Origin of the sequence: uncultured Adlercreutzia sp. (assembly GCF_958431955.1) — a bacterium.
Taxonomy (GTDB): domain Bacteria; phylum Actinomycetota; class Coriobacteriia; order Coriobacteriales; family Eggerthellaceae; genus Adlercreutzia.
This window is the reverse complement of record NZ_CAUASN010000001.1, coordinates 124,703-147,736: the sequence shown is the minus strand read 5'-3', so window position 1 is coordinate 147,736 and position 23,034 is coordinate 124,703. Positions and strand designations below refer to the sequence as shown.

The window sequence follows — 23,034 nt, the reverse complement described above, 5'->3', positions numbered from 1 at the left end:
AAGAAAAGACGTTAAGGAAGATCCCCGTCAGCCCCGCGGGGCCTGAATCTTATTTGCTTCTTATTTGCTTCGCTAGAACGAAACGCGGGCGCCCCGTTTTCCGGGGCGCCCGCGTTTCGTTCCGATAAGAGAGAGGCTCGAACTGCTGCGAGGAGCTTAGCGATCCTTGTTGGAGCAGAGGAGCAGGATGCCCGCGACGAGCGAGCAGAAGATGAGGGTGCACACGTCGAAGGCGACGGTGTTGGCCTTGGTGCCCTTGTAGATGCCCCAGGAGATGACGGCCATGGGAATCATCCACGCCAGCGGGATGATGAGCCAGCACGAGCCCACGAGCGACAGGATGACGAAGATGAACGCCACGAGACGCAGGTTGCGATCAGTGTCGGTCATGGGGTACAGCTGCTCGGGTGCGGCGGCCGCCACGGGCTGGGCGTACACCTGCTGGTAGGCCACCTGCGGCTGCTCGTAGCTGGCCTGATAGGGCTGCTGATACGGCTGCTGCTGGGCCTGGTAGGGCTGCTGCGGCTGGCCTTGGGGCTGGGCCTGGTAGGCTGCGGCGGCCGCGGCCTGCTGGTTCGGATCGAGTTGCGGATCGGTCATAAGATACCTCCTCAGTGGAAATGGTCTGGCGCCAGTATAGCCCCATCCGCCGCGCCCTGCCTTACGAATCGGCTTTCATTGTCGTAAGGCAGAGGGCCGCCGTGTCAGCGGCCCTCTGCAAGGGGGAGGGGGAAGGCTTCTAGAGCGTGCGCCGCACCGCCCGCGGCGCCTGCGATTGCGGGCTGGAACAGCCCGGTGCCAGGACTTCGGCCTCGGCGGCCTCGAGGCGGCGCGTATGCCCGCTCCGACGGCCGAGCGCCACCACGGCGAAGAGCGCCGTCAGCAGCAGCCCCAGCACCATCAGCCAGTGCACCCAGCAATGGGGCTCGTCGAAGGCGCCGAGGGCCGTGGCGTCATCCTCGATGACCTCGCCGCCCACACGGGTGATGGTGGGCACCTCGTCGTCCCCCATCGCCGTCGCCGCAAGCGGGGTCTCCTCGTCGAGCAGCACCTCGGCGGCGCGGGCCACGTAGCCCATGGCCGCGCCCGCGTCGGACGCGCGCGTCACCGCAGTGCCGGACGGCGCGCTCATGCCGCCCACAACCGCCGACACCGCGGCCGTTACTGCCGACGTCATTGCAGACGTCGCATCACCGGGCACGGCAGCGTCGCCGGAGGGCCCGGGTCCGGCCGTGCCGCGCGGGGGCAGCAACGGGTTCTGGCTGGGCACCACCGTGGAGCCGGCCGGCCCGATGGTGAAGGTGCCGGGCAGCACCGCCACGGCGTAGTTGGCGTTCGGCTCGAACCGCGCCGTCAGCGCAGCCGTGTATAAGCCCACATCCTCGCCCTCGACGCTGCGCTCAAAGGAGATCATGCCCAGATCGTCCTCGTCGACTAGGTCGCCCTCCACGATGGAGCCTCGGAACAGCGGATCTGCCGTGCCGGCGATCTTGAAGGAGTCCTCTACCTGGATGGTCACGGGACGCGCGAGGATGTTCACCGCCACGGTACCCGCGAAGGTGCCGTGATCGGGGCAGCTCACCGTGTAGCCGATCTCGTACCGCCCGACCTCGGTGTAGGCCAGCGGCGCGTCGAAGACCACCTCCGCCTCGGGAGACTCCCAGGTCACAGCGTGCTCCACACCATCGTAGACGCCCGCGAAGCCCTCGATGGACACCGGGCACTCCGCCGACACCATGCGAATCACGCCCAGATCGGCGGTCACCGCGTAGTCGCCTTCCTGAGCCGTGTAGTCATTGCCGGCCCCCGCCCAGGTCAGCTCGAAGGTGTTCGGCACCTCCTCGCCCACCTCGGTGGCAGCACCCGTCGCGCGGGCACCCACCGTCTCGCCGTTCACCAGGCCCGTCACGGCAATCTGCTCGCTTACGGCAGGGGCGCCGTTGTAGGGCTGCACGACGGAGCCCGTGGCCACATGGAGCGCGGCCGGCGTGATGCGCGCCGACACCCCGTCGGCGCGGAAGAGCACCTCGCCGTCGCGGGAGAGGATACCCACCGTCAGGTCCTCCGCGCCGTCTGCCACATGCCGGTAGCGCGGAAGCTGCTCGGGATCGGTCACCCACGTCTCCCCCACGAGCATGGCGAACCGCTCGCCCTCTTTGAGGGAGAAGCCCGCCGGCAGCCCCAGGCGATGGTCGCGCCCGTCGTAGACGCCCTCGTAGGAGAAGTCGGCGGCCTCAAGGCCCGACACGTCAAGCCGCCACTGGGCGTAGTAGACCGTCTCGCCGGCGGGGAAGGTGGCGGGGAATCCCTCCACGACCTCGCCCGAGCCGTCGGCAGCGCTGTTCCAGCCGGCGAACACGTAGCCCGCACGCTCCAGGTTCACCGCCGTGGGGAAGGCTACCGTCACCGCGCCGTCGGTCACGCCGTGCAGGCCCACCGGGGCCGAACCAGTGGCATCGGCAGCGTTCTTGTCGAAGATGATGCGCGCGGGCAGCGCCTCCCACTTGGCGTAGTACACCGTCTCGCCCGCCGGCATCGTCGCGGGCAGCGCCGTGAGGGCATCCCCCTCGCATGCCTCGTTGTCGTACCAACCGGCGAACGCGTAGCCCTCCCGCTCGGTCGCGGGAAGCTCCGTCGAGCCCAGCGGCTCGCCCGTGACGCCCTCGAGGGCCTCCACGGCGGCACCGCCGTTCTCCACGAACGTCATCGTGGCGGGAAGGGCCGTGTAGCGGGCCGAGTACGTGACCGCCCGGCGCACCGGCGCCGTCGGGTCGGCGTCAGCTGCGTCGCCCGCCGACCATCCGTCGAAGCGATAGCCCGCAGCCGGCACGACCGCCGGAGCCGCCGGGCCCGCCTCGCCGAGCAGGCGGCGGTAGGTGGCCACGGCGCCATCCTCGGAGAGCACCGCGTCTTCCGCCACACTCGCCACATCAATCGCGCCGTGCGCGCCGGCATCGAACGCAACGGCCAGGCGCTTCTTGAGGTACACCTTCAGCGCCACATCCCGGCCCGGTTCCAGAATTCCCTCGTACACCGCTCCCGGCGCGTCGTCGTCAGGCACGTAGTTCTCGACAGCGTAGTCGGCGGGAACGCCGCGCAGACCCGCGAGGTCGAAGGCCTTGTCCTGGGCGCTCGCCTGCACCGGCAGGTAATCGTTGCCCGAAAGCTCGCGGACGCAGGTGGCCGTATCGGCATAGGCGCCGTCGTCGCCCATGAGGAAGTACTCAATGCGGTACTCGTGGGACGCGCCGAAGGGACCCACGAAATCGAAGCAGGCCACAAAGGTGGTGTCCGCGAACCCTTCCGCCGCGTTCCCGTTCAGGTGGGCCGCGGCCACTGCCGGGGTCAACTCGAGCGTGAGCGCATCGGTGACCTGATCCTCCATCACGCCCGCATCACGGGAGCTCATCTTGAACCAGCCCTTGAACCGGTAGCCGGGGTTCGGGCGCACAACGGCACCCCGCACGCCGTCCGAGATCCCCGTGAGCAGGTTGCGGTCGGCGAGCGACGCCCCCGTCGCGCCCACCGTCAGGCCCTGCTCGAGATGACCCGCGGCACGGTTGCCGGGATCGATCAGGTAGGAGACGGTATAGCGCTGGGAGGGATCTTCCTCGTACTTGGCGTAGTAGGTGGTGCGGCCGGCGGGGAAGACGCTCGGCAGCTGCAAGAGCGCGGAACCGGTCAACCCCTCGCTCGTGTACCAGCCCACGAAGCGGTAGCCCGGCAGGACGGGCGTGGGCAGCGAGCGGTCGGACAGGGCCGCGCCCGTAATACCGGTCAACTCGGCGGAGGCGCCCTCCTCAAGGGAGCCGTCTCCCGCATCGAACACGATGCTCGCAGCGCCCGGCGTCCAGGCGGCCACGTAGCGCACGTCTGCGCTTCCCATGGTGCGGCCCATTCCGGCGGCGTGCAGGGCGTCGTTGCCCTCCATCTTCCAGCCGGCGAACGTGTAGCCGAAGCGCTCGGGCGCCTCGGGCAGCCAGTAGGAACCGCCCTCGCTCACCCGCAGCGCCTGCGGGGCCGTCGTGCCGTCGGCGAAGGTGCCTCCCGCGGCATCGAAGGTCGCCGTCGGCGCGTTCTCGGCCACATAGCGCGCGTAGAACGTGGCCGAGACGCCCTCGTCGTAAACGGCCGCGGCGCGCGTCCGGAACGCCGCATCGGCATACCACCCGTCAAAGAGGTAGCGCGTGCCGCCCTCGACCGTCTTGGAGGCATGGTACTGAATGCCGTCGACGGTCACGGAGGAAACTCCCTCGGTCAAGCCGGCCAGGGCAATGGGCTCATCGCCTTGCTGGTGCATGACCGAGCGCGTCTCGGTGCCGGTAGGGGTGCTCACCGTGTAGGACACCGTGTAGCTATCGGGCGTCGTCACGTTCAACGACACATACATATGATAGGCCGAGGAGGGCTCGATGGCCGACCCGTTGTAGCCCACAGAGGTCTTCTCGCCCTCGAAGAGCACGGGCTCGTAGGTATAGGTCCAGGAATCGTCGTACTTCAGTCGAGAGGTCTGGCCGTCCTGGGCGCCGTCGAGCGTGCCGCGGTAATAGGCGGCCAGGCCCGTACGGATCTCCTTGTCGGAGGGGGCCTCCACGATCATCTCGCGCAGGTTCACCACCTTGTTGGCGATCGGGTTGCCGGCGGCATCGGCGGAAGAGGCGATGACGCTGCCGTTCACCAGAGGGCGATGCGACTCGTAGCCCGCGGGCACGCGCACGAGACCCGAGCCCAGGTACTTGGCGTTCTCGGTGCTGCCCGGCGTGCCATCGGCGGTGGGGGGCAGGAAGTAGAAGTGGGTCACGACCTCGCTTGCGGGGGCCTCCTTCACCGTTACGGTGAAGAGCGCCTGGTCATCGCAGCGCACCGTCGTCGTGCCGGGGGATGCGGCCCTGATCGTCACCGTGGGGCTGCTCGCGTTCGCCAAGGACGCCACTGCTGCGTCGTCGGTCACCCAGCTGTGGTTGTGGCCGGCGATGCACGACACCGCACGGGCCTCGCCCACGTACAGCTCGAGGCTCTCGACGCGCGCGGCGCCGTCGTTCGAGCCGCCTTCCTCCGAGGGGGTGTCTCCGGGAAGGGCCACCGGGGGATCCTGCGGCGCGCCGCCCTCACCCTCGGAGCCGTCGCCGGGCTGGCCGGGCTCGTCGGCCGCCGGGGCGTCCTCGATCACCGCCAGGGCGTACACCGAGGAGGCGGCCGGGGTCACGAACGACAGCCCCGCGTAATCGGGCACGAGCTGGAGCGCGCCCTGCACCTGCTGAGCATGGCCGTTGCCCACGAGGCGAAACACCTCCACGCCCAGCGGGCCGACGGGCGGATTGTCCATGCTCACCGTCAGATCGCCGAGCGCGCCCGCAGACTCGCCGGCCGCGTCGAGCACCTCGATCTTGTAAGCGGTATGCGCCCCCAGCTGCTTTCCAGCGGGAAGCGCCGCGCGCAGCGCCTCGGTCACTTCCTGCGACAGGGCCGTCTCGATGCGCAGCTGAGCGCCGGCGGGAAAGCCCGCGGAGGCGGTCACCGTCACGCGCGTGCCGTCGTTGGCCTCGGCCGAAAGCGACGCGGCGGGCAGCGCGGGGGAATCCGGCAGGGGCCCTTCCGCCTCCTCGCCGGCGGCATCGGCCTCGTCGGCCGGAGGAACGGGCTCGTCGCCTGAGGGCTCGCCGGCGGCGGCATCCTCCACAGAACCGGAGACCGCCTCGTCGGCCGCATCGCCATCGGCGCCGGGTGCTTCCTCCTCGCCGTCGACCGCATCGGCGACCGCAGGCTCCTCCGGGGAGAGGTCAGCCTCATCGGCATCGCCGGACGGTACGGGAGCAGCCTCGGGATCGTCGGCCGCCCGGTCGCTCACGGGAAGGATCGGAGCCTCCCCGTCGGCATTCTCCGCAAAGGCCCGCGACGGAAGCCCGGCCACGTTCAGAAACGAGAGGGATAGCGAAACCGCCAAGACCACCGAGAGAGCCTTCCCGCTCCGGCGGTGCCGCACGTCGGTCATGCGCTCGAATACGCTCATCGTACCCATTCTCCTTAACCCCGGCGCCCCAGCGCCCAACGCTCCCGCATCGGCCCCTCAATCCCCGGCCGACCTCGGGAGACACTTCTTCCACTATTCCTGACAATTCTACGCAACATTTAACGGGCGCGCACGAGGGCCGCCGATCTTGGTCGGAAAGTGACAGTCTATTGATAGGGAAATTTTGATACCGAACGGTAACGCAAGACGGCCGAGCGGTCGTAGCTAGGAACGAGCCGGCCGTGTGGTATCGTCGACGATGGACACCAGCTCGCGGCGGTTGCGGAAGGGCATCGGGCGGTCGGGACGTGTCACCTCGACCACTTCCCCCTCCCAGACGCTCCCTCCGTCGGAGAACTTCGAGGTGCGCACGATGCGCTGGAAGCGCACGCGGGAATTGGCCGGCAGCTCGGCCATGTCGAACCCGTAGGTGAGGTTGCTCAGAAGGCGCTCCAGCTCGTCGGATACTGCGGCATCGCCGCCCATGCGCGTGACCCCGGTTTCGCAGTTGTACATCAGGCCCGGCGCGAGGAACACCGTGCGGATCCGCTCCTGGCGCTTCTTCTCAGCCAGATGAATGGCCACGCAGACCACGGCGATGACCACCCACCACACCACAGTGACCATCACGTCGAGGGGGTTGTCGACCAGGTTGAACTGAAGAGCCCACCACAACCAGAGGAAGACCACCGAAGCGGTGGCCAGCAGGATGACGATAATCCAGTTGCTCTTCCTCACCAGGCTCCTCTCAGCTGCTCTGTCGCCCCCTGCGCACCTGCGGCTCCCCCTTGCGCACGCGACTCGTCCCAATATAGCATAAAACCGCGCAAACCGCCCCCTGAGGTGCAGAAAGGCCCGCCACGCAGCCAAGGGGCCTTCGCGCGGCGGGCCAATACGGACCGCATGATTCGGCGGCGAGCCGCCAGCGGGCGATAAGGCGGAGTTAGTCCTCCACGATCTCGGGGATGGCGCCCATGGGGCACTCTTCCACGCAGTCGCCGCAGGCGATGCAGGCATCCTCGTTCACAGCGTCGGCAACGCCGTTGACAACCTCGAGCACTTCCTGGGGGCAAGCGTCAACGCAGATGCCGCAGCCGATGCACTCGTCAGCTTCAATAACCGGATGAGACATGGGAAGCTCCTTCGTTCAAATATCATTCCTCGTCATTGAGGGCGGGGAGCTCGGCTCCCAACCACATTGCGCAAGATACCATGAAAGCAGCGGAGCGCAAGTAGGAATCCGGAACTTCTCAGGGAGCGGTTTAGGTGTTGCTAAACCGCCGCCTATCGGCCCGGTAAGCGGTCGCGCCGGGCCGATAGGCGCCCCTCTAGCAGATGCGGGGAAGCTGCTCGCCGACGAGCATGTCCAAGATGCGGGTGCTACCGAACGATGTGCGCAGGAACACCTTCGAGCCGCGGGACGGGTCGGCTGCAGCCACCTGCCCGATGATGGCCGCATCGGCACCGTAGGGGTTCGCACGCATGGCGGCCAGGGCTGCCTCAGCCTCGTCGGCGGCCACCACGCAGACCATCTTGCCCTCGTTGGCCACCTGCAGCACGTCGTAGCCGAGCATCTCGCAGGCACCGAGCACCGCGTCCTTCACGGGCACGGCGTCTTCGTCCACCGTGATGTCGGTGCCCGACTGGACGGCCAGCTCGTTCAGCGTGGAAGCGAGGCCGCCGCGCGTGGGATCGCGGAAGCAGCGCGTGTTCGGCGCGGCTGCCAGCACGTCGGCGATGAGGTGGTTCAGCGGGGCCGCATCGCTTTCAATATCGGCCGAGAAGTTCAGGCCCTCGCGGCAGCTCATGATGGTGATGCCATGATCGCCCAGCGTGCCGCTCACGAGCACCGCGTCTCCGGGGCGAATCTGCGCGCCGCCCAGGTTCACGTCGGAGGGAAGGGCACCCACGCCGCTCGTGTTGATGTAGATGCCGTCACCGTGGCCGCGGTTCACCACCTTGGTGTCGCCCGTGACGATGCGCACCCCGGCCTCCTTCGCGCAGGCGGCCATGGAGGCGCAGATACGGCGCAGGTCATCCATGGGAAAGCCCTCTTCCAGAATGAAGGCGCAGGACAGATACAGCGGCCGAGCACCGGAAGTGGCCACGTCGTTCACCGTGCCGCACACAGCCAGACGCCCGATGTCGCCGCCGGGGAAGAAGTGGGGCGTCACCACGAAGCTGTCGGTGGAGTACGCGATGCGCTCCCCGGGTGCGAGGGCCGCGAGCACTGCGGCATCGTCGCCCACGAGCAGCTCGTCGGTACCGTAGGCCTCGAAGAACACCTCGTCGATAATGCGCTTCATCATCGAGCCGCCCGAGCCGTGGCCGAGCATCACCTTCTCGTCTGCCATTACTGTCCTCTCGTTTTTGGCCTCGTACTTCAACCAGCTAGACGGCGGACGGGCTCTACAAATGCCTTCCCGTGGTCGTGAGCACCAGCTTGCCGTTCTTCACGCCCTTCGTTCCCAGAATGAGGTTCGCCACGCTCTGCACGAGACCGGTCTCGCCGCGCATGACGATGACCTCCAGGCACATGTGCTCGTCCACATGCACGTGCATCGTGGAGATGATGGTGTCGAAGTAGTCGTGCTGGATGGTGTGCAGCTTCTCCTGCAAGTCGTTGGAATGGTGGTCGTAGATGATGGTGAGCGTGCCCATGACGAGCGAGCCGGGCGTGGCGCACTCCTCCTCCACCAGGGCATCGCGCACCAGATCGCGCACCACTTCGCTGCGGTTCTTCGCCAGGCCGCGCCGGGCCACCAGCTGGTCGAACTCGATCAGCAGGTCCTCCGGCATGGCCACCGAGAACCGAACCAGGTCGTTGCTCATTGCCTGCGCTCGCTGTTCGCTCGTTGGCTCCGCGCGCCGCTACACGCGGGCGACGGTGAAGCCGGCAGCGTCGGCAGCGTCGTCTTCCATGGCGTCCTTCGCCTCGTCCAGCGCCGCGCGCACCTCGTCGAGCAGATGCATGACATCGTGCAGCTTCTCCCCCACCGTGGTGAAGCCCGCGTCGGAGGCCAGGTGCCCCAAATCATGCGCGTGACGGCGCTCCAACTTGATATGGTCGTCGATCTGGTCGATCATCATTTCCAGCTGGCCGGTGTTAACTCCGTTGGTGCACATGGGCGTCTCCTTTGGATTTGCTACTATATAAGCATCAACTGTTTTACCGCGAACGTTTCCCCGGCGCAAGATGGAGTGTGAATTTTTCCGTGAGCAGTAACATGTTCGAGGTGACGGGCGAGTCGGTGCTCGTGCTGTACGGATCCCACGTCACGGGCACGCCCGCGAGCTCCCTCATGGTGATAAGCGAGACGCCCCTTGGCGACGCAGCCCGAAACGCCCTGGAGAAGTCGGCGGCCTCGCTGGAGTTCGGAAGCGCGCCGCTGGCCCTCGTGGTGGCCGAGGCGGACGAGGGGAAGCTCGGCGCCGAGGACGTGCGCACCATCGTGGAGGGGCTCGATCCCGTAGCGCTCGTGGCCGTGGACGCCTTCGCCGCCGAGCTGCTGTCGGGCGCCTACCGCGCACCGGTGTCGCTCGACGCCCCCAACCGCCTGCTCGGCCGCACCGCCGTCGTCTTCGAGGACTTCGAGGGCCTCATGGGCACCTCCGACGGAAAGCAGCGCGCCTGGGCCCTCCTGAAGAAGCTACGGTAGGGGCCTCAACGACGATTACCCGCCTCCACACAAGCGGGGCCGAGAGCTTTGCGTCCCCGGCCCCGCTCTACGTAGCTTTCAAACCGCTTCCGCGACTGGCCCTACAGGCTCATGACCACAGCTTCGGCGGCGTCCAAGAGATCGTTCACCTCGTCGGTCGTGGCGGCCTCGGCGTAGATGCGCACGAGGGGCTCGGTGCCGGAGGGGCGCATCATGACCCAGGCGTCGCCCTCCAAGAGCAGTTTCACGCCGTCGCGGCGATCCACGTCGATCACGCGCTTGCCCGCCACCGCATCGGCCGTGTAGTTCGGCACCGTCTCGGCGCGGAAGCGCTCCATCTGCTCGGGGGTGATGGAGAGCCCGCGACGCGCGAACTCCAAGCGGCCGATATCGGCGAGCATGTCGTCGATGAGCGTGCCCAGGTCCTTCCCAGATTGGGCCATACACTCGGTGAGCAGCAGCGCCATCAGCAGGCCGTCGCGCTCCTTCACGTGGCCGGGAAGGCCGATGCCGCCGGACTCCTCGCCGCCGATCATCACACCGCCCTTCTCCATCTCGCCGTAGATCCACTTGAAGCCCACAGGCGTGCTGACCAGCTCAAGCCCCAGCTTGCGGCACATGCGGTCGAGCATGGCCGAGGCCGTGATGGTGGACACCACGCGGCCCGTCTCGCCCCGGTCGACCATGTGCTTGGTGAGCAGCGTGATAATGCGGTGCGCGTTCACGTAGTTGCCCTGCGCGTCGCCAGCGGCAATGCGGTCGGCATCGCCGTCGTTGATGAACAGCGCGTCGTAGCCCAGCTCGGCCACTTTCGCCAGACCCTCGTCCACCCAGGGCTGGATGGGCTCGGGATGCAAGCCGGCGAACGTGGGGTCCTCGCCATTGTGAATTTCCACCACTTCCACGCCCATATCGCGCAGAAGGTCGGCCAGGTAGTGGCGGCCGGCACCGTAAAGCGGGTCGCACACCACGCGCAGGCCGGCCGCGCGGATGGCTTCCACGTCCACCAGCTCGCGCAGGGCCGCCAGGTAGTCGGTCATGAGGTCGGTCGTTTGGAAGAGACCGAGCACGTCGGTAGGCTCAGGCGGCAGCACCGCCTCCACGCGGTCGGTGAACTCGGCGGGGCTCGCGCCACCATCGGCCATACGCAGCTTCACGCCCAGGTACTCGGCAGGATTGTGCGAGCTCGTAAGCATGATACCGCCCACCGCATCGTCGTTGTGGGCCACCGACCAGCAAAGCGTGGGCGTAGGGCAGTAGTCCTCGGTGAGCAGCACGTTGAAGCCGTGGCCCGCAGCCACCTGAGTGGCCAGTTCAGCATAGGCGTGGGCATCCTGACGGCAGTCGTGGCCGACGATGATGGTGCCGGGAGCGTCGGCGCTGCGGCCCGCGGCTACCGCCTCCTCCTTGAAGATGCGCGCCGCCGCGTCGATCACGCGGTTCAAGTTATCAGGAGTGAAATCCTCGCCGATGATGGCGCGCCACCCGTCGGTTCCGAAATGAATGTCAGCCATAGGTTCCTTCCTTCCGCCTTCGCCCACGAACAGGCCCGGGAGCCGTCTCCCAGCTGCTTGTCTCGTCGCGCACGATTATAGTTGATGACCCTCTTATTTCTGAGAAAACCGTCTTATCGTCGGGCGGAATCGCTCTTTTGCCTCGTTTTGGCTTAGAAAACACGGTTTTGTTACGTAGGATGCCGAAAATGGCGCTCTTTGTATTACCAGCGCGCCTTTTCCCCAGATGGTGTATGACAACAAGGCCCATAATCGCCGATTACGGTCACAAAACCGTGTTTTCTAAGCCAAAACAAGCAAAATCAGCCAACCTTGCTATCATGGGTCCTATACGAGGCATGCCCTCGGCCTGAAGCGAGACCTGAGGCAAGGGCCGAAGCAAGACCCAAAGCGAAGCTCTCGGCGGCCTTTTTCAAGACGAAAGAAGGATTCTATGGCGAATGCACTTTTGGCGAAGGATCCCGCGCAAACGTGCGTGCTGGTGACGGGAGGCGCCGGGTTCATCGGCAGCCACACGGTAGTGGAGCTGCTGGAGCGCGGCTACCAGGTGGTCATCGTGGACGACTTGAGCAATTCCAGCCGCGAGGCGGTGCGCCGGGTGGGCGAGATTTCTGGCGTGACCCCCATATTCGCCGATGTGCACACCGAAGAAGTGGCGGAAGCGGCGGCGGCCGTGGCTGGTGCTACCCTGCGCGAAGTGGCCCCCGGCCCGTCGCTTACCTTCTACGAGGCGAACATCCTGGACCGTGCGGCGCTGGAGGCGATCTTCGCGGCGCACCCGGTGGACGTGATCATCCATTTCGCCGGCTTTAAAGCCGTGGGCGAAAGCGTGGCCAAGCCGCTGGAATACTACTGGAACAACATCGCCGGCACCCTGGTGCTGTGCGAAGTGGCCCGCGAGCATGGCTGCAAGAACATCGTGTTCTCCTCGAGCGCGACGGTGTACGGCCAGGATGCCCCGGTCCCCTACACCGAGTCGTTGCCGCGCGGCGTCACCACCAACCCCTACGGCACGAGCAAGGCCATGATCGAACAGATCCTTGCCGACCTGTACGTGGGAGACGACGAGTGGAGCGTCGTGCTACTACGCTACTTCAACCCGATCGGGGCTCATCCCTCTGGACTCATCGGCGAGGATCCTAAAGGCGTTCCGAACAACCTCATGCCCTACGTAGCCCAGGTAGCCGTGGGGCGGCGCCCCTTCGTCGGCGTGTTCGGCGACGACTACGACACTCCCGACGGCACCGGTGTGCGCGACTATATCCACGTGGTCGACCTGGCCCGCGGGCACGTGGCGGCCCTGGATTGGATGGCTGGGCGCGTGGGTACGGGCGAGCCGCGAGGCCTGGGCTCCATCGCAGGCGAGCCAGCCGAGGACGGCAGCCGGCGCGGCGTGGGCATCTTCAATCTGGGAACAGGCACCGGCTCCTCGGTGCTCGACGTGATCCATGCCTTCGAGGCAGCCTGCGGCCACGAGATCCCCTACCAGGTCCTCCCCCGACGCGCGGGGGACATTGCCGCATTCTGGGCCGACGCCACGAAAGCTCACGACGAGCTGGGCTGGACGGCCGAGTACGACATGGCCCGCATGTGCGAGGACAGCTGGCGCTGGCAGTCGCAAAACCCCAACGGCTACGGAGACGTGGAATAAGAGCGAGCGATCACTCTTTCCCTTGAGGGGCAGCCTGCGGGCTGCCCCTTCTTGTTGCTAGCATCAGCACAGCTCCCAGGGCAGCTCCCAGAGTGTCGGTGAGCCAGTCGGCAGGGTCGCAGAGGCGGCCGGGGACGAAGGACTGGTGGAACTCGTCGGTTACCGCGTACAGGCTGGCCAGCGCCACAGCAGCTAGCGCCAGGTGCCCGAGCGAGGCCGACGGCCAGGTGTAGCGCAGGGCCGCGAACAGCAGCGCGCCGAACACGAGGTACTCGGTGAAGTGGGCCGCCGCGTTCACCACATCGGTTTCGGGGCCGAACACCGGGGCGACGAGGCCCACCAGCCAGCGCTTGACCGCGGCCAGGGGGCCTTCTCCGTCGAAGTCGCTGCCCGTGTGGGCCGACATGAAGAAGATGACCGCCGCCCACAAGACGACAAGCGTCCAAGAAAGTATGAGTTTCCTTCGCTGGAACATGAATACCCTTCGACTCGCTTTGTTCCCTCGGAATGGCACAGGGGGCCGCCCACTCGGAACGGCACGGGGCAGGACGCCACTCGCTCAGAGCGGCTGCATGCCAGTCTGAGCGGGACATCTCGGGGCCGAAGCTGACGAACCTCCGACTCCGAACGGTACCGGCAACAGCGGCTACACAGCCTCGGGCGCGAGGGCCACGATCTGCTCGGGGCTGCTGGCCAGCACGTCGGGCTCCCAGCCCTCGGCGGCGAAATCGGCTGGGTCGTGGTAGCCCCAATCGACACCCACCGCGTAGCAGCCGGCGTTGCGGGCCGCGTGGATATCCCCCGGCGAGTCGCCGATGTACACCGTGCACGCCGGCGTGCTTCCCAACTCCTCGATGGTGGACAAAAGCCCCTCGGGCGCGGGCTTGCGCGGGAAGTGCCGCTCGCCACCTTCCCCATGAGCCACATCCACCTGGCCGTCAAGGCATTTTCGTACGATGAAGGTCACGCCGCGATCGAACTTATTCGAGAGAATGCCCAGCTTGCACCCGCGCCGACGCAGTTCGGCAAGCATAGCCTCGATGCCCGGGTAGGGCTTCGTGAGGTCGTTCGGGTACGTGTCGTAGGCCTCCTTCCACCGCGCGAGGCACGCATCGGCCACTTCTTGGGACGTGCCTGCAGGCACAGCCTGGTAGATGAGAGCCGCGGCGCCGTTGCCCACGTAGGAGTTGATCTCCTCGCGAGTGTGCGCGGGCATGTCGAACTCGGCCAGCACGTCGTTGGTGAGCACCATGAGGTCGTCGAGGGTGTCGAGCAGCGTGCCATCCAAATCGAAGACAAACGTGTCGAAGGGCGGGGTCGGCGCTGACCCACGCTCGCCCGGCTCGGCCTCGACGGCCGCACGCTCGCCGGACATGCGCTCGTCGGTCGCACACTCACCGGTCATGCGCACGTCCTTGCCGGCCGTAGCAGCACCGGCCGCAGTCGCATCAGCTGCGGCCACCTGTTCCATGCCCTTATCTTCCCTAACCATGGGGTTTGGCTCCTTTCGAGCGTCGTTGCATCCCCCTGATTGTAGCGGCCGCTTCCCCTCGGCGGGGAAACGGCCGCATTACCGATAGATGGAGCCCAGCGCCGAGATGGACGACGCCCTTGCGCGCAAACGTCCTACAGCGCCGCGGCGATAACTTCGCCCAAGCGCTGGATGCCGTCGCGGATGGTGTCGGCATCGGCGTTGGTGAAGTTCAGGCGCATGGTGGAGTAGGCACCCGGCTCGGCGTAGAACGGCGCACCGGGCACGAAGGCCACGTTGCGCTCGAGCGCCTTCGGGAACAGCTCCATGGTGTCGATGCCCTCGGGCAGGGTGGCCCACAGGAACATGCCGCCCGCCGGCTTGGTGAAGGACACCTCGGCGGGGAAGAACTCGGCCATGGCCTCGGTCATGGCCTGGGCCTGGGAGCGGTACAGATCGCGAATCTTCACCAGGTGCTCGTCCAGGTCATTGTGCTGCAGGTAGTCGAGCACGACGAACTGCGAGAACACATTGGTGTGCAGGTCGGCGGCTTCCTTGGCGGTGTTGAGGTTGCGCAAAAGCTCGTGGTCCTTCGTGAGCAGATAGCCCATGCGGAAGCCCGGCGTGACCGTCTTCGAGAAGGAGCCCATGACCACGCCGTGGGGCAGCGCGGTGCCGCCGATGTAGGGCAGCGACTCTCCCTCGAAGCGCAGCTCGCCGTAGGGGTCGTCTTCCACGACCACGATGTTGCGGCCCGCAAGCGCCTCGCGCACCTGGCGGCGCCCCTCGGCGCTGTAGGTGAGGCCGGTGGGGTTCTGGAAGTTGGGGATGAGGTAGATCATCTTCGCACCCGCATCCAGCGCCGCGTTCAGCTCGTCGATGTTCAAGCCGTCCTCGGTAAGCTCCACCTCGCGGAACACCGGCTGCTGCAACGCGAAGGCCTGGATGGCGGCCAGGTAGGTGGGCTTCTCCACGATGACGCCGTCGCCCTTGTCGAGCAGTACCTTGCCCAGCAGGTCGAGCACCTGCTGGGAGCCGGTGGTGATGAGCACGTCGTCGGCTACGTAGTCGGTGCCGAAGCGCTTGTTGTAGCGGTCGGCTACCCACGCGCGCAGGCCCTCGATGCCGGCAGTGGCGGAGTACTGGAAGGCCTCGGCGCCGCGCTCGGCCACCACGCGCTGCATCGACTCGAGCAGCTTCTCCTGCGGGAAGGAGATGGGGTTCGGCAGGCCGCCCGCAAACGACGTGACCTCCGGGTCGGAAGCCGCCTTCAGGATGGCGCGCACGAACGACGGCGGGGTGCTCGTGATGCCGTCGGACAGAAGCTCGTCGATTGCGTAGTCGGTCGTGGTGTCGGTCGTGGTCATGGTTGCCTCCGCTCGCTGGGAACTCTCGGAACCATTGTTCCACTAACGCCAAGCGCCGCGCCCAAGTTTTTTGCAAACGCACCGAAGATGGGGGCGGGACGGGGAGATTGTCCGGGCTTGCCCGGTCAGCTCGCTGCAGATGGCAGCTTCGGTTGACGGATTTCCAACCATGGTTGGTAGATGCGCGGCTCCTCTTCCCCTTGAATTGAAGTGCGCTCATACTGAAACCGAGGAAAGGAAGCGCCATGAAATTCAACGAGCGGCTCATGACCCTGCGCAAGAAGCGGGGTCTCTCCCAGGAAGAGCTCGGCTTCGAGCTGGGAGTATCGCGACAGACGGTGTCGAAGTGGGAGCAGGGGCAATCCTACCCCGACTTCCAGCGCCTGGTGCTGCTGGCCGACTACTTCGACATCAGCCTCGACGAACTGGTGCGCGGCCTGGACGTGGGCGACGTGCGCGCCCTGAACGAGTCGGAAAAGCAGCTGTCGTCCATTTACGCCGACGTGGAGGGAGGCAAGGCCGCCATGCACAAGTACCTCCGCGTGCTGCTGGGCATCGGCGCAGCAGTGCTGGCGTTCTTCGCCGGCATCGTCTGCTACGCCGCGCTGTTCGCATAGGGGCGGCCTTTCTCGTACGCTATAATCTCCGCGAAGGTAAAAACGACCCCGCCGGGTAGGAAAGCTTAAGGCCCAGATGATCGCCGAGGACATCGCGGAAACGATCGGCCTCATCGGAATCTACGCAACGCGGGCGGCGCTGGCTCCTCAGCCCCCAAGCGGCCTCGATAGGGTTTTGAAACAGACCCAGACATAAATAGGGCCAGTCCCAGTAGGACCGGCCCTTGCAAAGCCTCGAAGGCTTTGACATGTACGATTATGTTCGCATCCTCATAGGCTTTTGTCAATGAGCCGCGCCAGAAAGCCGAGATACGACACGAAAGCGTTCTGCTCGCCATACTTCTCGCAAACCTCGCTGATAGAGCCCTTCAATCCGCGCAGATCGTCCACGGAATACCGCGAAGACGAAACGCATCCCATCCTTTCGAACATGACCAGCGTTTCAAGAAGTTGCTGAATCCTCCTGTTGCGCAGCTTTGCCTTGCGGGCACCGCTCCGCTCCAAGCCTTTGGAGTCAAGCCATTCGTAGGCGATGCTGGATGCGCGGGTGTCCGCATCATGCTCGGAATCGAACCCGTTGACGACGCAGGCTCCGTGGGAGCAGCAGTTTCGCACCGCCTTAACGCCTTTCATGGCGTAATGCTCTTGGCGCATCTTCTCATCGTTCCATCGTTCTGCGCAGAACAGGTAGAACGCCAGCAACGTGCCGAACGACACGACTTCCAAGAAGAGCCACACGGGCATATCGGCCGCATACCTCGCGATCAGCGCTCCCGTATAGGCGTCTTCTACCATTCGCACCTTGAGGTTGCTCTCGATGCTGTTCCTGTACCGCTTCTGCTGCGATGCCATGAACTCCGCGACTATCGCGTACCCGTCCTCCGACTCGTCGAGCGATATTCTCTCTATGAGCCTCGCCTTCGCAACGCGCTCTATGTCGTAGGCAACGGACTGGAAAGCGCCTCTCAACCGTGCGTCCAGGGCATCCAAGTTGAGCAGGTCGGCGAAATCGAGCCGCACGTATTGGCCTTCCTTCTCTCCGTCCCGATGCTTCTGGAACAGCTTGCGGTAGGAGGCGATGTGCAGGAAGCTGTCGCGTTCTGTTAGCGCGAAGATAGCCTCCGCCTCCTCAGCGCCGTGCAGGGCGAAGCCCTCGGCCTACGGGCGAAGGCTTTTCGCTCCTCCTGCGGTATACTTGCCCCAGAAGGTAAAACACGACCCCGTCGGGTAGTCGGGGTGCGGCCGCCCTCTTGCGACGAGCCGTCAGTAACCTGCCTCCTTGGTTGTCCCTCCTTCAGGTTCGTCATCGACATAAAGGAGGAACAGCGATGAGCCTGTGCAAACTCACCGTGCGCTTCGAGGAGCCGTTTTGGATCGGCCTCGTCGAGTGCGAGGACGGCGACAGCTACAGCGTGGCGAAGCACGTCTTCGGAGCAGAACCCACCACGCCCGAGGTGTTCGACTTCATCCGCGACCACTGGAACGACCTTTGCTTCACGCACGAGATCCAAGTCGAGGCCAAGGAGTCCAAGCGCATCAACCCCAAGAGGCTCCGCCGCATGATCGAGAAGGAGATGCGATCGGACGCCTGGCGCGGGACCAAGGCGCAGCAGACGCTCGCAGAGCGGCGCGCCATGGCGATAGAAGCCAGCGAGGCGCTTTCTCGGCAACGGAAAGAAGAGCACAAGCGCGAGCAGTTCGCCAAGCGGACGGAGAAACGCAAGCAGAAGCATCGCGGCCACTAGGGTATATTTACCGCACATCGTCATGCTCGCCCTGTGCCATGGGCAAGCGCGTCATGCCCTCCTACATCATGGCCGGCGGCGGCATCCAGATAGAGAAGTCCAAAGTCCAGATGATCACCGAAGACATCGCGGAAATGATCAGGTTCATCGGCGCCTAAGGCCCTCCCCCAACAAGCGGCCAGGGAGAGCAGCGGCCTAGATACACGCCGCATCGCTCCTAGGTTGCGGCCTCAGCGGAAACTGCACGGCGGTTCCTTGCCAGTTCCTGCGCTCGGTGGGATAATCCATGCGTTCGAGTAATCGCATCGACAGGAACAGCCATGAAGCTCTGCATTGGGACGGCTCCGGAAGCATACAGACGAGACGCTGACCGGAGCGAAGCCTGATAAATCGTCAGCCCCCGCAACCCGCCACGGGTTGCTTCGGCTTGCGCAGATGAACGATGGGCACGGGAACGGGCATGCGTCCGTTCCCTTTTTGTTCTCACCCCATCGAAAGGCTTTCCATGTCACATACCACCGAACACGCACCGTCCCTTCTGGAAGGGAGCGCGCCGAAGCGCCTGGCTGCGTTCTCCGCCCCGCTCATCGCGGCGAACCTCCTCCAATACGTCTACCAGTTCGTCGATATGGGCGTCGTGGGCAATGTCGTCGGCGAGGCGGGGCTCGTCGCGGTCAGCAACGCCTCCGCCGTCGTCTTCATCATCAGCGCGATAGCCATAGGGCTCATAGCGGGCTGCACCGTCGCAGTGGGCAACCGCGTGGGCGCCCATGACGAGGCAGGACAACGGCGCGCCTTCGCCGCATCCCTCGGGGTCGCCCTCCTGGGAGCCGCAGCGACAACGTTGGCGGGGACGGCGCTCGCCCATCCCATCTTCTCGCTCATGGGGGTCCCGGACGCCTCGCTCGCCCAGACGGCCGCCTATCTCGAAGTGATTTCCCTGGGCGTGATCGGTCTCTTCCTGCTCAACGCCGCGTGCGCGTTCCTGCGGGCGCAGGGGGATTCCGCCGGTCCTCTCGCCATCATGGCCTTCTCCGCCGTCGCTAACGTGATCCTCGACCTCATCCTCATCGCAGGTGCCGGCCTCGGTGTGGTCGGCGCCGCCATCGCTACCGTGGCCGCCCAGGGCGCGGGAGCCGCCTTCGCCCTCTGGCTCGCGCGGCACAGGTATGGCTCCGCCCGCAACCTGCTCCACTCCGCGCGCGACGGGCGGGAGCGCCGGAAGGCGATCGCGACCGCGCGGGACGTCCTCCGTGTCGGCATCCCCATGGCCGTGCAGCAGGCCGTCATCAACCTCTCCTACGTCTTGGTGACCGCGTGGCTCAACTCCTACGGGCCGACCATCGCCGCTGCCTCCGGGGTCGGCCTCAAGATAAGCACCATCGCAGGACTTCCCTGCTGGGGCATCGGGCAGGCCGTCTCCGCAGCGGTGTCGCAGAGCATCGGGGCGGGGATGCCCAAGCGGGCGATCGCATTCGCCAGGTCGGGCTGTCTTATGGCTGTTGTCGTCACCGTATGCATCCAGGTTGTCGTGCAGCTGGGCGCGGAATGGCTCGTCTCGCTCTTCGGGGAATCGAGCCAGGAGCTCACCGAGGCGGCGGTCCTCTATCTTCGCATCACCTGCAGCGTGAACGGGATCTTCTACGCGGCGATGTACGCTCTCGATTCGTTCGCCCTGTCCTCGGGTGCACCGAAGCTGGCCCTTGCGAACTCCCTCATCGACGCCTTCGCCGTGAGGGCGGGGCTGGCTTGGCTCCTATCCGCCCCTCTGGGCTTTGGCTTCATTGGGATCTATGCGGCGCAAGCGGCGGCACCGGTGCTGCCCGCCCTCGTCGGCTTCGTTTACCTCCAGCTATGGGCGAAGAAGAACCTGAGAAGATAGCGATCGCCTTTTGGCGCAAGAGTTAGTGTGCCAGTAGGCTGCTTGCTCGGAACGGCCCAGCTGTGCTAGTATAACGCATGTTATATAACGTGCGTTATATAGGAGCGCCATGAAACAGCAGTTCTCGAAAGACGACATCCTCGCTGCCGGGTTCGGCATCGTGAGAGACGAGGGGTACGAGGCGGTCACCATGCGGCGCGTGGCGGTGGCGGCCGGAAGCTCTGTTCAGCCGCTCTACAGCATGTTCGGGGATCGCGAAGCGTTCATGAAGGCGCTCTACCGGTACGCCGTGGAGTGGGTGCGCGACTACAATGAGGAGCACTCCGACGCCGGGTGCACCGCATTCTCCTCCGTGGGCGTGGCCCACATCCGCATCGCGCAGGAACATCCCGGCGTCTTCGCGTTCGTGTACATGTCGCCCTATGTGCAGGCGCGCAGCATGGAAGACCTCCTGAGCCTTGCCGAGCAGCCGGGCGTTCTCTCGGCCATGGTGGAGGCATGGGGCATCAACGAGGAAAACGCCCGCATGCTCTACGCGAACATGGCCATATACACCCACGGCCTCTCGACCCTTATCATGGCTGGAGCCACGTTCTCCGACGAAGAGCTCAGGTCGGCCATGAACGGGGCCTTCTCCGCATTCGCATCGCAGGCGGGGGTCGACATCGCGCAATTCACGGGAGGGCGCGGCCATGAGGCTTAACCGACAGAATGCGCGCTTGCTCGCCTTGACCGTGTCCTTTCTGCTGTTTCCCGTCATCATCTTCTACTTCTCGCCGTACTTGATCGTCCTGGGCGCATTCCAAGGGGTGCTTGCCGCCGCGGGAATCATGTTCGCGTGCCAATTCCTCGCGGCCCTCTTCCTGAGGCGCGGCCTATGCGGCTGGGCCTGCCCAGTCGGCGGCCTTCAGGACCTAGAGGCGAGATCTATCGGCAAGCCGTTCACGAGGCGGCGGCTCAACCTGGTGAAATGGATCCTATGGGTGCCGTGGGTCATCTCGATCATTGCAGGTTTCGTCGCGGCGGGCGGTATCCGCGAGGTAGACTTCTTCTTCCACACCGACCACGGCATATCAGTGTCAGACCTTGCGAGCTTGGCGATATACTTCGCCATCGTCGCTCTTTTCTTCGTCCCGAACATCTTTTTGGGAAGGCGCTCCATGTGCCACAGCATCTGCTGGATGGCGCCGTTCATGATCGTCGGCTCCAAGATAGGGAAGAGCCTCCGCCTACCCCAACTGCACGTTTCGTCCGCCGCGGATGCCTGCATTCATTGCGGGAAGTGCGACAAGGCGTGTCCGATGAGCCTCCCCGTGGAGAGCTTGCAAGCGGCCGGCGCGATCGACGACGCCGAGTGCATCCAATGCGGCGCCTGCTGCGATGCATGCCCCAAAGACGTGCTCAGGCTGCACGTCTCGTAGCTCGACTGCCTCCAAGCCGCCGTCCCGACATCATGCATTCCCGTTTGCGTGGCATCGCCGCGTCGTATGCTACACTGGCAGTCGATTCCACGTAGATGCGTAATATGGGGAGGGTTCTGTTCATGGCGTTAGCGAGCACGCGCGCTGCACATATCGGTTCGGACGGCGAATCGACGAAGGGCCGCCCTCTCGACGGAAAAAGCATCGCGTGCGCGTTTGTCGGCCTCATGTGTCTCTGGCCGTTCGTGTCCTTCTCCTCCCGGGTCTCGCTATGGACGTCGGCTGCCGTCGGCGAGACAAACGCCCTGGTCGGAGGCCATGCCGTCGCACTTTACTCGACGATGCTGGCAGTTTGCTTCGTGGTCCTAGGCCTGCTGAGCCTGCGGCCAAACGACAGCGTTGCGAACGTGTGGATCCCGTCCGTCGCCTTCGGCCTGATCGGAAGCGTCGGCGTGGCTCTCCTTTCTTCGGCGCCGGAAAACCCCGTTGTCTTGGTTGTTGGGTTAGGTGGCATTGCGGTTTTCGTATCGACGTCGGTTTTGGCGTGGGGGTCGTGGACGACAGGCGCTCAGCTGGTCGCGCGGATCGGCATCCTGCTTTCGGCCGCCGCTGTGTCGTGCATCGTTTCGCTGGCATGCCACCTTCTGGACATCGACTTTCAGGGTGTTTATGCGGTTTCGCCCCTGATCAGTTTTCTGCTGTTCGGTCTGTTGGCAAAAAGGCAGGCGCGACCGTGCGAAATTCCCGCACCCCCCGACGATTCCTCTAACGAAACGCCTCCGTTCAGCCAGCGCTTCCAGAACGAGCTCGCTGCTTTTTGGGATCTCCCTCTGCCCATCATCGTCTTCGCATCCTGCCTGCTGGCCCTAACTTCGGTCATCGTCGCCGTGCTAGTCGGCCATCAGCCCGACAGCCTATCCGTCGGCGCGCATCTGTTCATCGCCGCGGCGACCGTGACGGGAGCCTTGCTTATCCTGGGCTTTGTTCGTTTGCAACTGAAAACGCTGGACGACCTGTATGTCCTGTTTGGCCTGTTCGTGGTCTTCTACGGAGCGGTGCTGGCCCTCATGTTTTTAATGCCGGTCTTTGGAGGGGCATCCCTGTCGTTGCGGCTGTGCCTTGTCATGTTCCTTTGGGTGGTGTTCGCGGTCAGCTGCGCATGGGCTCCCTTTTTTCCGCCGCTCGGCTTTTCGCTTTTCGGGCTGTTCGCCATTGCACCCATGGGGATGCGCCTGTTTGATTACGAAAGCGCCCTTGAGGCCCTCCACAGAAACTCGCTTTTCGGTCCGGTCGCCGCCGGTTTCGTGTTTCTGACGCTGTGCGGCATCGCATTCGCGATCGTTCGCGCGCACATGCACGGTCGTTCGGCGACTGAAAAGACCGGCGACGCACCGAGCCTCGGCGACAGCGCCCCCGACGCGATCCCCGGTGAATTTGTCGCATGCATGGAAAACGCCGTCCTTACCGAGCGCGAGCGCGAAGTGGCGTTGCTGGCTGTGAAGGGCTACACCGCGAAGAGGATCGCCGAGGAGTTAGTGGTGTCCGAATACACTGCCAAAAACCACCTGTCGAGCATTTACCGGAAGATGGGCGTCGTCTCGAAGCAAGAGCTCATCAAGCTTTGGGAAGTCAGCCGGTAGCAAAGATTTCGCGCCAAGCGGAAGAGCGATCGGCTATGCGGTTTTCGCCCATTTTTG

The 23,034-nt window shown here is 65.1% G+C and carries 20 protein-coding genes; 8 read left to right on the top strand and 12 right to left on the bottom strand.

Annotation, left to right across the window (positions count from 1 at the left end; all coding sequences use genetic code 11):
• Positions 1-156 precede the first annotated feature (156 nt).
• The 7 genes from Q5064_RS00580 to Q5064_RS00550 form a co-directional block, all read right to left on the bottom strand.
• On the bottom strand, positions 157-600 hold the full coding sequence (locus Q5064_RS00580; RefSeq protein ID WP_302961354.1) for a hypothetical protein: 444 nt from the start codon (positions 598-600) through the stop codon (positions 157-159).
• A gap of 139 nt (positions 601-739) precedes the next feature.
• Positions 740-6,010 (bottom strand): InlB B-repeat-containing protein, encoded by a 5,271-nt coding sequence (locus Q5064_RS00575; protein WP_302961350.1) that lies wholly within the window; start codon positions 6,008-6,010, stop codon positions 740-742.
• Between the two features lie 225 nt (positions 6,011-6,235).
• Positions 6,236-6,748, bottom strand: coding sequence for a hypothetical protein (locus tag Q5064_RS00570; protein ID WP_302961349.1), 513 nt, complete (start codon positions 6,746-6,748; stop codon positions 6,236-6,238).
• A 205-nt stretch (positions 6,749-6,953) separates the two neighbouring features.
• Positions 6,954-7,142: a 4Fe-4S binding protein gene (locus Q5064_RS00565; protein ID WP_016310220.1), complete on the bottom strand. Its 189-nt coding sequence runs from the start codon at positions 7,140-7,142 to the stop codon at positions 6,954-6,956.
• Positions 7,143-7,338: 196 nt separating this feature from the next.
• Complete coding sequence (gene hypE, locus Q5064_RS00560; RefSeq protein ID WP_302961345.1) at positions 7,339-8,364, bottom strand: hydrogenase expression/formation protein HypE; 1,026 nt, start codon at positions 8,362-8,364, stop codon at positions 7,339-7,341.
• A 55-nt stretch (positions 8,365-8,419) separates the two neighbouring features.
• Entirely contained in the window at positions 8,420-8,842 is a 423-nt protein-coding gene (gene nikR, locus Q5064_RS00555; RefSeq protein ID WP_016310218.1) for a nickel-responsive transcriptional regulator NikR, read from the bottom strand.
• A 39-nt stretch (positions 8,843-8,881) separates the two neighbouring features.
• Positions 8,882-9,136 (bottom strand): dynein gamma chain protein, encoded by a 255-nt coding sequence (locus Q5064_RS00550; protein ID WP_302961340.1) that lies wholly within the window; start codon positions 9,134-9,136, stop codon positions 8,882-8,884.
• 89 nt (positions 9,137-9,225) lie between these two features.
• Between Q5064_RS00550 and Q5064_RS00545 the strand changes: the two genes are divergently transcribed.
• Positions 9,226-9,669 (top strand): hypothetical protein, encoded by a 444-nt coding sequence (locus Q5064_RS00545; RefSeq protein ID WP_302961338.1) that lies wholly within the window; start codon positions 9,226-9,228, stop codon positions 9,667-9,669.
• Between the two features lie 101 nt (positions 9,670-9,770).
• Here Q5064_RS00545 and Q5064_RS00540 read toward each other — a convergent pair whose 3' ends face one another.
• The gene (locus tag Q5064_RS00540; RefSeq protein WP_302961336.1) at positions 9,771-11,183 is read right to left on the bottom strand and encodes a phosphoglucosamine mutase; all 1,413 of its coding nucleotides are present in this window, start codon (positions 11,181-11,183) and stop codon (positions 9,771-9,773) included.
• A 433-nt stretch (positions 11,184-11,616) separates the two neighbouring features.
• Between Q5064_RS00540 and galE the strand changes: the two genes are divergently transcribed.
• Positions 11,617-12,834 (top strand): UDP-glucose 4-epimerase GalE, encoded by a 1,218-nt coding sequence (galE, locus tag Q5064_RS00535; protein ID WP_302961335.1) that lies wholly within the window; start codon positions 11,617-11,619, stop codon positions 12,832-12,834.
• Positions 12,835-12,844: 10 nt separating this feature from the next.
• On the opposite strand, the gene Q5064_RS00530 is transcribed toward galE, so the two are convergent.
• The 3 genes from Q5064_RS00530 to Q5064_RS00520 all read right to left on the bottom strand — a co-directional run bounded on the left by Q5064_RS00530 (position 12,845) and on the right by Q5064_RS00520 (position 15,672).
• Positions 12,845-13,309, bottom strand: coding sequence for a VanZ family protein (locus Q5064_RS00530; protein ID WP_302961333.1), 465 nt, complete (start codon positions 13,307-13,309; stop codon positions 12,845-12,847).
• Between the two features lie 171 nt (positions 13,310-13,480).
• Positions 13,481-14,326: an HAD family hydrolase gene (locus Q5064_RS00525; protein WP_302961331.1), complete on the bottom strand. Its 846-nt coding sequence runs from the start codon at positions 14,324-14,326 to the stop codon at positions 13,481-13,483.
• Positions 14,327-14,460: 134 nt separating this feature from the next.
• Positions 14,461-15,672 (bottom strand): PLP-dependent aminotransferase family protein, encoded by a 1,212-nt coding sequence (locus tag Q5064_RS00520; protein ID WP_302961329.1) that lies wholly within the window; start codon positions 15,670-15,672, stop codon positions 14,461-14,463.
• 245 nt (positions 15,673-15,917) lie between these two features.
• Here Q5064_RS00520 and Q5064_RS00515 point away from each other — a divergent pair, with 245 nt between their 5' ends.
• Positions 15,918-16,289 carry a helix-turn-helix domain-containing protein gene (locus tag Q5064_RS00515; RefSeq protein WP_302961328.1) on the top strand — a complete coding sequence of 124 codons (372 nt, stop codon included), beginning with the start codon at positions 15,918-15,920 and terminating at the stop codon, positions 16,287-16,289.
• 270 nt (positions 16,290-16,559) lie between these two features.
• Here the strand turns inward: Q5064_RS00515 and Q5064_RS00510 are convergent, their stop codons facing one another.
• A complete protein-coding gene (locus Q5064_RS00510; RefSeq protein WP_302961520.1) occupies positions 16,560-17,369 on the bottom strand; it encodes an Abi family protein in 810 nt (269 codons plus the stop codon).
• Between the two features lie 248 nt (positions 17,370-17,617).
• On the opposite strand from Q5064_RS00510, the gene Q5064_RS00505 reads away from it, so the two are divergent.
• From Q5064_RS00505 to Q5064_RS00485, 5 genes are all read left to right on the top strand, one after another.
• The gene (locus Q5064_RS00505; protein ID WP_302961327.1) at positions 17,618-18,034 is read left to right on the top strand and encodes a YjdF family protein; all 417 of its coding nucleotides are present in this window, start codon (positions 17,618-17,620) and stop codon (positions 18,032-18,034) included.
• A gap of 505 nt (positions 18,035-18,539) precedes the next feature.
• Positions 18,540-19,916, top strand: coding sequence for an MATE family efflux transporter (locus Q5064_RS00500; protein ID WP_302961325.1), 1,377 nt, complete (start codon positions 18,540-18,542; stop codon positions 19,914-19,916).
• 109 nt (positions 19,917-20,025) lie between these two features.
• The gene (locus tag Q5064_RS00495) at positions 20,026-20,619 is read left to right on the top strand and encodes a TetR/AcrR family transcriptional regulator (RefSeq protein WP_302961324.1); all 594 of its coding nucleotides are present in this window, start codon (positions 20,026-20,028) and stop codon (positions 20,617-20,619) included.
• Positions 20,609-21,337 carry a 4Fe-4S dicluster domain-containing protein gene (locus Q5064_RS00490; protein WP_302961322.1) on the top strand — a complete coding sequence of 243 codons (729 nt, stop codon included), beginning with the start codon at positions 20,609-20,611 and terminating at the stop codon, positions 21,335-21,337. Before Q5064_RS00495 ends, Q5064_RS00490 begins: the two co-directional genes overlap by 11 nt.
• 122 nt (positions 21,338-21,459) lie before the next feature.
• On the top strand, positions 21,460-22,977 hold the full coding sequence (locus Q5064_RS00485) for a LuxR C-terminal-related transcriptional regulator (RefSeq protein WP_302961319.1): 1,518 nt from the start codon (positions 21,460-21,462) through the stop codon (positions 22,975-22,977).
• The last annotated feature ends 57 nt before the right edge of the window (positions 22,978-23,034 follow it).

What these genes read in the sequence shown, in the direction of transcription:
- Q5064_RS00580 (WP_302961354.1), bottom strand. Translation starts at nt 600, where the DNA reads ATGACCGATCCGCAACTCGATCCGAACCAGCAGGCCGCGGCCGCCGCA.
- Q5064_RS00575 (WP_302961350.1), bottom strand. Translation starts at nt 6,010, where the DNA reads ATGAGCGTATTCGAGCGCATGACCGACGTGCGGCACCGCCGGAGCGGG.
- Q5064_RS00565 (WP_016310220.1), bottom strand. Translation starts at nt 7,142, where the DNA reads ATGTCTCATCCGGTTATTGAAGCTGACGAGTGCATCGGCTGCGGCATC.
- hypE (WP_302961345.1), bottom strand. Translation starts at nt 8,364, where the DNA reads ATGGCAGACGAGAAGGTGATGCTCGGCCACGGCTCGGGCGGCTCGATG.
- nikR (WP_016310218.1), bottom strand. Translation starts at nt 8,842, where the DNA reads ATGAGCAACGACCTGGTTCGGTTCTCGGTGGCCATGCCGGAGGACCTG.
- Q5064_RS00550 (WP_302961340.1), bottom strand. Translation starts at nt 9,136, where the DNA reads ATGTGCACCAACGGAGTTAACACCGGCCAGCTGGAAATGATGATCGAC.
- Q5064_RS00540 (WP_302961336.1), bottom strand. Translation starts at nt 11,183, where the DNA reads ATGGCTGACATTCATTTCGGAACCGACGGGTGGCGCGCCATCATCGGC.
- galE (WP_302961335.1), top strand. Translation starts at nt 11,617, where the DNA reads ATGGCGAATGCACTTTTGGCGAAGGATCCCGCGCAAACGTGCGTGCTG.
- Q5064_RS00530 (WP_302961333.1), bottom strand. Translation starts at nt 13,309, where the DNA reads ATGTTCCAGCGAAGGAAACTCATACTTTCTTGGACGCTTGTCGTCTTG.
- Q5064_RS00525 (WP_302961331.1), bottom strand. Translation starts at nt 14,326, where the DNA reads ATGGTTAGGGAAGATAAGGGCATGGAACAGGTGGCCGCAGCTGATGCG.
- Q5064_RS00520 (WP_302961329.1), bottom strand. Translation starts at nt 15,672, where the DNA reads ATGACCACGACCGACACCACGACCGACTACGCAATCGACGAGCTTCTG.
- Q5064_RS00515 (WP_302961328.1), top strand. Translation starts at nt 15,918, where the DNA reads ATGAAATTCAACGAGCGGCTCATGACCCTGCGCAAGAAGCGGGGTCTC.
- Q5064_RS00505 (WP_302961327.1), top strand. Translation starts at nt 17,618, where the DNA reads ATGAGCCTGTGCAAACTCACCGTGCGCTTCGAGGAGCCGTTTTGGATC.
- Q5064_RS00500 (WP_302961325.1), top strand. Translation starts at nt 18,540, where the DNA reads ATGTCACATACCACCGAACACGCACCGTCCCTTCTGGAAGGGAGCGCG.
- Q5064_RS00495 (WP_302961324.1), top strand. Translation starts at nt 20,026, where the DNA reads ATGAAACAGCAGTTCTCGAAAGACGACATCCTCGCTGCCGGGTTCGGC.
- Q5064_RS00490 (WP_302961322.1), top strand. Translation starts at nt 20,609, where the DNA reads ATGAGGCTTAACCGACAGAATGCGCGCTTGCTCGCCTTGACCGTGTCC.
- Q5064_RS00485 (WP_302961319.1), top strand. Translation starts at nt 21,460, where the DNA reads ATGGCGTTAGCGAGCACGCGCGCTGCACATATCGGTTCGGACGGCGAA.